Source organism: Prevotella jejuni (genome assembly GCF_900187995.1).
Classification (GTDB): Bacteria; Bacteroidota; Bacteroidia; order Bacteroidales; family Bacteroidaceae; genus Prevotella; species Prevotella jejuni.
This window is the reverse complement of the sequence record NZ_FZNZ01000038.1, coordinates 17,797-28,470: the sequence shown is the minus strand read 5'-3', so window position 1 is coordinate 28,470 and position 10,674 is coordinate 17,797. Positions and strand designations below refer to the sequence as shown.

At 41.4% G+C, this 10,674-nt stretch carries 5 protein-coding genes; 2 read left to right on the top strand and 3 right to left on the bottom strand.

The window, feature by feature from the left end; translation table 11 throughout:
- Positions 1-998: 998 nt before the first annotated feature.
- Complete coding sequence (locus tag CHB62_RS12280) at positions 999-4,022, bottom strand: PEP/pyruvate-binding domain-containing protein (RefSeq protein WP_089367068.1); 3,024 nt, start codon at positions 4,020-4,022, stop codon at positions 999-1,001.
- A 257-nt stretch (positions 4,023-4,279) separates the two neighbouring features.
- On the opposite strand from CHB62_RS12280, the gene gdhA reads away from it, so the two are divergent.
- A complete protein-coding gene (gdhA, locus tag CHB62_RS12275) occupies positions 4,280-5,617 on the top strand; it encodes an NADP-specific glutamate dehydrogenase (protein ID WP_089367065.1) in 1,338 nt (445 codons plus the stop codon).
- An 89-nt stretch (positions 5,618-5,706) separates the two neighbouring features.
- Positions 5,707-6,501, top strand: coding sequence for a septal ring lytic transglycosylase RlpA family protein (locus tag CHB62_RS12270; protein ID WP_089367064.1), 795 nt, complete (start codon positions 5,707-5,709; stop codon positions 6,499-6,501).
- 799 nt (positions 6,502-7,300) lie between these two features.
- Here the strand turns inward: CHB62_RS12270 and CHB62_RS12265 are convergent.
- Complete coding sequence (locus tag CHB62_RS12265) at positions 7,301-8,149, bottom strand: hypothetical protein (protein WP_089367063.1); 849 nt, start codon at positions 8,147-8,149, stop codon at positions 7,301-7,303.
- A gap of 855 nt (positions 8,150-9,004) precedes the next feature.
- The gene (locus tag CHB62_RS12260) at positions 9,005-10,489 is read right to left on the bottom strand and encodes a hypothetical protein (protein ID WP_089367062.1); all 1,485 of its coding nucleotides are present in this window, start codon (positions 10,487-10,489) and stop codon (positions 9,005-9,007) included.
- Between the last annotated feature and the right edge of the window lie 185 nt (positions 10,490-10,674).

The window sequence follows — 10,674 nt, the reverse complement described above, 5'->3', positions numbered from 1 at the left end:
AGAGAGAGAGAGAGAGAGAGAGAGTACAAAATTATTTGGAACTACCAAATAATTTGCGATATTTTTTTCGTCTTTCTTCGTTAAAGAATCTAATGTAGCACAAAGCGTGTCTGCGCCTTTATTTCCTAATAAGGTGCAAACATTTGCTGAATTAATATTCTTTATGACTCTCATCGTTATTACGAGTTAATTTTAATTTAACTGGCCGCAAAGATAGTAAGAATATATGAAACAAACAAGAAATTAGCTAAAAAATATAAAAGCAAATCGAAATACGTAGCTAATCTTTAACGTTTAGGGCGCATGGCATATCAAGTAAGGACATAACCTTTATTAAATAGCGAGGGAAAAAGCAAAACAAAGTTTGCTGTCATTACTATCATCCTATATAAACATTAAACTTACTGAGAACAAAACACTTACGAGAAATGTTAAATGTGACAGCAACTTAAAATAAAAATATAGTTGTATATTATCGTCCTATTCTCCAGCTTTTAGACTTTATTACTACTAAAATATAAGTGGGTCTTCAGCAATATGGAGTGATACCTTTTGAGATTAGAACTTTGAAGAAACGTCACACAGAGAAATGGAGATCACAGAGGTTTTATATAGCAGAAATCGTTAGGCACAGAGGCACCGTTGGTGCGTGGAGGAACAGAGGAGATTTGCGAGTTTTATTAATGTTTTTGTCTACTTCATTACAAAGCACTGGTTTACAAGATTTATAAAAACGTTTATTACCAAAGCTATCAGCAATATGTACACTACAACTCTGTCGCTCTTTGTGCCTTCGGCACCTCCGTGATATTGTCTTTTATGCTTTCACCTCCGTATTCTCCTCCTCTCTGTGTGACTTTTATATGTAGTAGGCTTACTTTATCACTCCAAATTCCAGAAGAGCCATATAAGTTTACAAAAAAGTCATCATCCACAGTCTATTGCCGTAGATAATGGCTTTACTTTTATAGAATCATACCCTCTCTTAGATAGGTAGCTTATTCCTTTTCCTCTTGAGGAAGCATGATAAGGGCTTCCTGTTTCTTACCATCCATCATAATCTTTAATGGTTTTGGGAAACGAACATGGCGTACCCACTGAGTTTCTTCCACAGCTGGAAGGGCATCAAGTACGCTGCGCTGATAGAATCCATCTTCCTTATAAGGATTAATTGTGAAATAGCCTACACCGAAAGAGGTGAGATTTTGGAAGAAATGTGTTCCCTGACTTGGGTCTACACGATAGTGTTCCAGTCCCTCCTCAACGATGACACGGGCTGCCGAGATATGTGGCCACTTCACAGGAATACCCAACCAAGGGTCGCTTGAACCCCATCGGCCCGGACCAATGAGCACATAGTTCTTGTCAGTATCAAGGAACTTACGGTTTATCCGTTCTATCTCATCAGCAATAGTTGGGTTGTTAGATGCTGTAAAAGAACTGTCGGTCTTTACATACACAACATCTTGTACATCGTCTGAAACGCCATGTCCCAAAGAGTTAAGACTCCGCAAGAGGCATTGATCATCAGGAATAGTCGTGAGATCTTCGTCTAACATCTGTTTAGAATCAACGATTGGACGAATCTGCAAGAGATATAATTCACCCGTTCGGTCATCATTCAGATTAACAGCGAACTCTATCTCCACAGGGCGACGCATTGCCTCAGCACCGTATGTCATTGCCATTTGTAACAACTCTGGTAGTGGAAAGACGTTCTGTTGGAGGACACCACAGAAAGAGATAACCTTTCTTCCTCCCTCATAGAGTCCATCATAAATAGCATGGTCTTCGGGAGAATAAGTGGAAGTGATATATTGTAGACTGCCGTCAGCCTCTGCATCTTTCACACGTAGTTTGAGGATATTAAAGCCGTCATCTACCTTAAAATCCTCACTGATATGCTTCATATCGAGAGCATAGAACTGAGTTTGAGTTTCGCGTAGGGCTATTTCCATTTCGCTCATCTGTAAGACTTGATGCGGATGGAACGGACAAACACGCAGCGTCTGCCCACCATCAACAATATACTTACCTAATCCCAATGCCAAAGAGGCAATACCTTCCTCAGCTTTCTCTTCTCCTATCGGATAATAGTTGAGAGAGCGAAGAACGCCAGAGATGTTCGGATAGAAATGATCTCCATACTCCTTACCGACAACCTGCTGTAAAATAACTGCCATCTTCTCCTGATCAATGACGTTACTTGTGGCAGTCATGTAAGCTTTGGAGTCACGATAATAAACCGAAGCATAGACGGCTTTAATCGCACAAGCCAACATTCGGAGCATTTCATACTTATCCTCAAGATAAGGAATCATATAGGTAGAATAGATACCTGCGAAGGGTTGGTAGTGACTATCTTCCAACAACGAACTTGAACGGACGGCTATTGGTGAGCGAGTAGCCTCAAAGAAGGTAAAGAAGTCGCCTATGAATTCATCTGGCAGCTGAGCACGAAGGAAGGCTTGGAGTATCTCTTCGTCGCTTGCATCACTCAAAGCAATCTGGTAAAGATTGTTTTGTTCCATAAAGCTGTCGAAGACATCCGTACAAAGAACGACTGTCTTCGGTATCTGTACCTTTGCATTGGGGAAGCGATTGAAGTCTGGTCGGAGTTTAATAACATTATCAAGGAATGCCAAGCCACGTCCCTTACCTCCTAACGAGCCGTCTCCAATACGAGCAAAATGGGCATATCGGTCGAATTTTCGCCTATCAAACAGGGCTACAACACCCACATTGCGCATCCTTCGATAGGCAACAATGGCATCAAAGATAATCTGTCGGTGCATATCTACATCCTGTAGTTTATGCCATGTAATACCTTTTAGGAAGGAAGAAACTGGGAAAATGGCACGTGCAGAGAGCCATCGACTCATGTGATTACGAGAAATATGATAGAGCATAGAGTCACGTGGAATCTTAAAGATGTTATCTTGCAACTCTTTCAAGCTTCGAATACGCATCACCTCCTCACGTGTTTCTGGATTACGGAAGATGAAATCGCCAAAACCCATGTGTTCCTCGAGTAGGTGGCGAAGGTCTACACTCATCTTCTTTGAGTTCTTATCAACAAAGTGGAAACCTTCTGCCTCTGCCTTTTCACGGTTCTCACTCTCCGAACTTTCTATAATCAAAGGGAGATATTCATCTTCTTTCCTAATGGCACGAAGTAGTTTTAAACCTGCCTCTGGGTCTTTCTCCGATACAGGAATGTTCCCTTCTGTCGCAGAAGAACCCTTATCTTCTACATTATTAATAGGGAATCTTACATCAGAGATAACGCCCAAGCAGTTGTCCTTATAACGTTGATAGATATGCCATGCTTCCTCGTAAGTGCGTGCTAAGACAACCTTTGGACGTCCACGCTGGCGCAAAGAGGCATCGTGTCGGGTCAAGGCTTCAGTGGCAAAGTTCTGACTCTGCGTAAGAATATAGCTATATAAGTTAGGTAGAATAGATGAGTAGAAACGGATAGAGTCTTCTACAAGCAATATCATCTGCACTCCCACCTCATGGATATCATTGTCTATATTCATCTTGTCCTCCATCAACTTAATGATAGAAAGTATGAGATTGGTATTCCCCAACCAACAGAACACATAATCAAAGATACTGAGATCTTCGTTTTGTATACGTTTTGTAATACCATGAGAGAAGGGAGTCAGTACCACACAGTGGATGTCTGGGAACTCTGCCTTTACAGCTCTTGCCACATCAAAAGCATCATTATCAGCATTACCCGGCATACAGATAACAAGGTCAATGTCTACGGTATTGAGCACCTTAGAGGCCTCTTCGATAGTAGACACCTGTGTAAAGGTTGGCGGATAACGCAGACCTAATTCCATATACTCATTGTAGATCTTCTCTTCCACGCGTCCATCATCCTCCAACATGAAGGCATCGTATGGATTAGCTACAATCAAAACATTGTAGATTCGTCGCATCATCAGATTGACGAAACTAACGTCTTTTAGGTAAAAGTTACCCCATTCTGCAGGAATTTGCTCACTCATAATCCAAAACTTAATATTGGACAAAAATACAAAATAAATACAAGTCAACCTATCTTTTCGCAACTTAAATAATATATTTTTTATTACTTTGCATACTGGTTACCATTTTTTGCGACTTAAGTAGCTTCCCAAAAGAAAGAAAAAAATGAAAAATTTTTGATTTTCATTTGGACTTTTGATAGAATTTGGATATATTTGCCGTACCATTCTGAACTGAATGATACTATCTAACATAAACAAATAAAAGTCAATTTACTATGGAAGTCGAAAAAATCATGCAAGCACTGGAGCAGAAGCATCCAGGTGAGTCAGAGTATTTACAGGCTGTACATGAAGTACTCATGTCTGTAAAGGATGTTTACAATCAGCACCCAGAGTTTGAGCGCGCAAGTATTATTGAGCGTATTGTGGAGCCTGAGCGCATCATCACATTCCGTGTACCTTGGGTTGATGACCAGGGAAAAGTACAGGTAAACATTGGTTATCGCGTACAATTTAATGGCGCTATCGGCCCATACAAGGGTGGTCTGCGTTTCCACGCATCAGTAAACCTCAGTATCTTGAAGTTCCTCGGTTTCGAGCAGACATTCAAGAATGCACTCACCACATTGCCTATGGGTGGTGGTAAGGGTGGTTCTGACTTCTCTCCACGTGGTAAGAGCGATGCTGAAATCATGCGTTTCTGCCAGGCTTTCATGAACGAGTTGTATCGTCACATCGGTCCTGACGAGGATGTTCCTGCAGGCGATATCGGTGTTGGTGGTCGTGAAATTGGTTACCTCTTCGGTCAGTATCGTAAGCTGACTCACCAGTTCCAGGGTATGCTCACAGGTAAGGGCAGAGAATGGGGTGGCTCTATCCTCCGTCCAGAGGCTACAGGTTATGGTGCACTCTACTTCGTTCACCAGATGATGGAGACTCATGGTCTTGACATCAAGGGTAAGACTGTTGCCATCTCAGGTTTCGGTAACGTTGCATGGGGTGCTGCTAAGAAGGCTACCGAACTTGGTGCAAAGGTTATCACATTGAGTGGTCCTGACGGTTATATCTATGATCCAGATGGCATCAGTGGTGAGAAGATTGAGTACATGCTCGAACTTCGCAACAGTGGTAACGATGTTTGTGAGCCATACGCAGAGAAATATCCAGGCGCAAAGTTCTTCAAGGGTCATAAACCTTGGGAGCAGAAGGCAGATATCTATTTGCCATGTGCTACACAGAACGAGCTCAACGGCGAGGATGCCGACAAGATTCTTGCTTACAAGCCATTGTGTGTTGCTGAGGTTTCAAACATGGGTTGTACAGCTGAGGCTGCTGAGAAATTCACTGAGGCTAAGCAGCTCTTCGCTCCTGGTAAGGCTGTTAACGCAGGTGGTGTGGCTACATCAGGTCTCGAAATGTCACAGAACTCTCTCCGTCTCTCATGGAGTCCGGAAGAGGTTGACCAGAAGCTCCATTACATCATGAGCTCTATCCATGAGCAGTGCGTGAAGTATGGTAAGCAAGCTGATGGTTACATCGATTATATTAAGGGCGCCAATATTGCGGGCTTCATGAAGGTAGCGAAGGCTATGCTCGCACAGGGTGTCGTATAATAAAGACCAGTCTTTCTATTCTCTCCCTGCCTTCAAGGTAGGGAGGGAATATATTCTCTTTGAGAAGGCTGGTAATACTTAACAATAAAATGTATAGAACCAAACTTCTCTTGATAGCGTTATTTGCGCTATGCAACGTCTTTACACTGACAATAAAAGCACAGTCAGACGGTAAAGCTTCTTATTATAGTAACGGATTGCACGGTCGCCGAATGAGTAATGGCGAACGCTATGACCGTAATGCATTTACTTGTGCACATCGCACACTCCCCTTCGGTACACGTCTAAAGATTACAAATCCTCGTAACGGAAAGTCGGTTATTGTCCGTGTAACGGACCGTGGCCCTTTTGTTCGTGGTCGTGTGGTTGACTTATCATACGCTGCTGCACGCGAATTAGGTACGCTTGCCAGCGGTGTAGCCTACGTCAAGGTTGAACTGGTACGTAAAGAGACCGAGATTCCATACCCTTCTGAATCGAATGGTGCGATTGAGATACCTGAAGTAGAATATGGTACTGCAGGTATCTGTTATGAGTTTATCCCAGAATGGGAGAAGGTTGAGGAGGATAAACCTAAGGAGATTGAACGTAAAGTGGATACTCACTTGAATAACAAGAGGGTGTCTAATCAGGCTAAGGCTGAGAAAGAATACAATACATCATACAAACAAAAACAGGCTGTTAGTTCTAACAATCAACAGATCTCTAAGGTTAAATCTACAACAACACCTGCCCGTTCGTCTCAACAAACAGCTAATCGACAGCAAACAACCCAACAGAACAAGACAAACACACAGCCCACAACGTCTAAAAATGGGTCAAGTAGTAGTTGGATGAACTTCTTTAAGCGAGTCAAAGATGGTGTAACAGGCCTCTTTGAATAAGTAATCAATTGTCTATATATCAGCTTATAAGAGATAACTTAGCCCCAAGTTCTTTGTCAGGCAGATTATTTCTCGTTGTCACAAAGCTATATATAAGCAACATCTTCTTAGGAAAATAAACAAGATAAATGGGGTCAAGTAGTAGTTGGATGAACTTCTTTAAGCGAGTCAAGGATGGTGTAACAGGTCTCTTTGAATAAGTAATCAATTGTCTATATTTCAGCTTATAAGAGATAACTTAGCCCCAAGTTCTTTGTCAGACAGATTGTTTCTCGTTATTATAAAGTTATACATTAAGCTACATAAACTTGGGGAAACAAACAAGTTACATGGGTCAAGTGGCAGTTGAGTGAACTTCTTTAAGCGAGTCAAAGATGGTGTAACAGGCCTCTTTGAATAAATATCAATTATCTATATATCAGCTCGTTAGGAATTTCGCATGCCTCATCTCATTGTCAGACAGATTGTTTCTCGTTATTATAAAGTTATACATTAAGCTACATAAACTTAGGAAGACAAACAAGATATCGGCAAGAGGTGTTAGCCTCAACACCATCTAATGAATTAAGGAACATCGTAGTCTAATAACTTATTGCGCTTAAACTATTGAACTCGACATAGAAATAGGGGATGCATCAATTACCAGATACATCCCCATTCCGTCATTTAAAGTTATCGTTATCAGTAGTTAGTACTTACACAATAATATCTTTATAATCTCTATCTAATTATATTCTATTAAGCAACAAGCACTTAAAAAGCATCCTTAGCTTTTGTCATCCATGCCTTGTTGACCTTTTTATCGACTCGTATTCACACTTATATTTGCAACCTTACAGATACTCTTCTGCCCTTGCAGAATAGTCAATGCAAATTGTGACACGCCATTCTTCAATTTCTTATCACCTCTTATATATATGGTGTAACTAATGGTCTTGCCAGGCTCTATACGTTCTATTGGTCCAGAAGGGTTGACGATAACATTCGCATTCCCTGTAGTCTCCATGACTGAAGGGCGCAAATTATTAATAACACTTTCGCCATGATTCGTTACGTCAAACACTATCTTTCCTGCTTCATTGCGTGACAACAGTCCATCATGGTTCTCATCTTCAAAACGAACGTTTGACAACTCAATCCTTGGAGCATTTTGATAAGTAGCCGCCAGCCTGTCTACACTAATCTCCTTAGGAGTTGTCTTATTTGGCTGAGCAAGATTACTATTGTTCGTTACATCGCTATCTTGGAAATTATAGATACGGTCATCGCCTGAGTTAGTATTATCAAAACCACTACTATCTACGCCGTTTGGCTGAATATAATCATCCGTCTGATTATTATAATCATATCCCGTACGGTCTCTCCTCTCACGTGCCTTGCGTTGTTGCACCTTCTCATAGTGGTCGTGTACATCCTCTCTCTGACGCTGGTCTGCCTTCTGTCCCATCTTAGCACCAATGATAGCACCACCAGCCATACCGACTATTGTACCAATATCCGAACCTCTTGCTCCACCAGTAATACCACCGATAGCACCTCCAAGAATACTCCCTAATGAACCTCCGGACATTGCACCCGACCCAGCGTAAGTACCACAACTACTTAGCACTACTGCTGTGGAGAGAGAAAGAATGAAACCCTTCGTCATAACTTATAATCTTTTAACGTTAGCAAAATTAGCTACATTTTTTCACACTTACAAAGATATTTCCCTACTCGATGGAGGGAAAACCCTATAACACACTTTTCGTATCTCAGAACTCATGATTATAAGCGATCTAAAACCTCTCTGTCAACCTTTTTTACCTCCGCTAAGAATCTACTTTTATCACCTCTCCTAAGCTCAAGTTTACCAACGAGACACTCCTATAACAACATTAAGAAAGAGAATGAAAAAGCCATACATGCAGACAGGAATGTAGGGGTATATCGGTAAGCACTCCCCTTTTCTATTCGAAGAGGAGGCAGAGAGAAGCCAATAGAGACTATGAGAAGAAATCCCTCTATTATCTTTTTGTCATCATTTTTCGTTCTTCTACAATCCAACACATGCTCTTCAAGCTTTAAGAAGACGCCTTTCTATATTCAAGAACGTGCCTCTCTTGCATCTTGAAGAGGCCTTTCTTGAGGCAAGAAAGGCCTCTTCTCCAACACTACATATAATACTCTGATTTATTGATAGTTGCAAACTCTACCAAAGGACATATCATATCCTCATTTTAAGAGTGTTTTATTCGATGAAATGTAACATTTTTTCATAGTATTATAGACTCCCTCACAATGCACAATAATTACCAAGGATTTTCTATAAGCACACAGAAGATATAAAAAGATGTGTCCTATCTCTAAAAGAGCAACCCAGATTTTAGTACACAGGGAGAGCACAGATACAGATAATCTTACCCCTATAACTACTTTGGATGGAGAAGAGTTCTGTCACAGAAATACCCTACAAGAGAGCTTGTAAACTTAGCAGACATCCCTTTCCAGCCTCATGCTTCAACTACAAAAGTGTTATAGTATCATTCGAACTGTCTGAAGTATTCTCTTTTATAGGGATGTACAACAACTGATTGTCAAAGGCGACATAACGTTTATCACCCCATGTAATAATACCAACAGCATCATCTAAGGTGCAACTCCTCAATTCCTCATGTTTAGAGACCGACACTCTATACTCTTTCCCAGCCTCATCTCTAACAGAAATGTATGTCGGCGTAATTGCTTCTAAGCCAAGATAGAAAGTATAAGAATAGGCCTCAAAGTCGTTTATAAGCTCTGTCCCTTCTCTCGTTGGAGGTATCCATCCTTCTTTTGCACGCCTCAACTGCATCGGCTGAAACCATGACACATCCATCATAAACGAGTCGAACGACATCAACAAAGGGTCATCCTCGTCGCTGAATGAGAAATATAAATAGGTAACATCATCCTTTGACAGTAGATCGTTATTAAGCCACTGCGCTACAGAGCGGGGATGTTGCACACAGGCATAGTCCTCACCATTACTGTGAAAAGTGACCGTGAATTGTTGCTGATGTAGCGTTTTATCCTCGTCGTCTTTGTGAAAATAATGAGTGAAAGCATACCCCGTTGCCGTCTCCTCAACTTCCCAATAGTCTGCATGATGTTCATTATGATGTTTGCCCAACCAATATCCGTCAAGATTAGGGTAGACTTGATTCCACTGTTCACGGCGACCAGTCTCCGCAAGTTGCTCTGTACTAACAAGAACAGAAAGATTACTAAGTACGTCTATCGTGAGCTTTATCAATCGAATACGGGTCAGCTTCTCCTCTACATCCTTCAAAGCTTTATGGAAGAGGGCCATTCGAGGTGTCTGTACAAAGAGTATATTCCGATGACAAACACCCGAAAAGAAACGATAGACACGCTCATATTGTGTTCGCATCTCCGCCACATTACCCTGTCGTGTCTCGACAGACTGAGGCAGAGCACCAAGCATTATCAAGAGGAAAATAGCCAGACAATAAACGTCTTTTGCCTTCAACTGCTGGAGAATTTCTCGTTTGCAACCCTGTTGCTGTTCGTCGATCTCATCATCGAAGATACATACATTGACTATCTGTTCACACCATGCAGTCTGATTGTTCACTTTATCTCCGCCTGTCAAGTACGCTTTATACTTCTCTATCAGCTTGGCAACTTGACTATAAGCATCCAACAGCCACTCAATAGAAACACCCATTTCGTTATACCATTCACGTGCCAACTCATGAAAGATGGCCCTACGAAAGAACGCATCTTTCCCACCAACACGACCAAAAGAGTTATTGCCTCCACCCGACTTTCCTATATGTTGCCACAATTCCTCACCACTATTATAGAGCAACCGGAGCTTAAACAGAGTGTTCAACTTCTCTTTCATCTCCTCATCATCCCTGTCTATGGCTACCGACTTGACAGATGACTCGACAGTTGTATGTTCTAAATTAAGGGCCTCATCACCTTTATTCTTATCTTTCATACTATTCTTTGTAAGTCGCTTCCTTCTTCTATCCGCCCCTTTTCTTACCTATCTACTATCCTCCGTATGGCGAATAATAACAGAGTTTACACACTTCAAGAAGAAAACAGACTCTTCCTTTCTTCATATATTACTAATCGCAGCACTTAAGCCACTCTCCTGCAAAAATACAAATTAAATCCTTC

Bases quoted from the DNA above. Each gene is read 5' to 3' on its own strand.
- CHB62_RS12270 (WP_089367064.1), top strand. From the start codon at position 5,707: ATGTATAGAACCAAACTTCTCTTGATAGCGTTATTTGCGCTATGCAAC.
- gdhA (WP_089367065.1), top strand. From the start codon at position 4,280: ATGGAAGTCGAAAAAATCATGCAAGCACTGGAGCAGAAGCATCCAGGT.
- CHB62_RS12265 (WP_089367063.1), bottom strand. From the start codon at position 8,149: ATGACGAAGGGTTTCATTCTTTCTCTCTCCACAGCAGTAGTGCTAAGT.
- CHB62_RS12280 (WP_089367068.1), bottom strand. From the start codon at position 4,022: ATGAGTGAGCAAATTCCTGCAGAATGGGGTAACTTTTACCTAAAAGAC.
- CHB62_RS12260 (WP_089367062.1), bottom strand. From the start codon at position 10,489: ATGAAAGATAAGAATAAAGGTGATGAGGCCCTTAATTTAGAACATACA.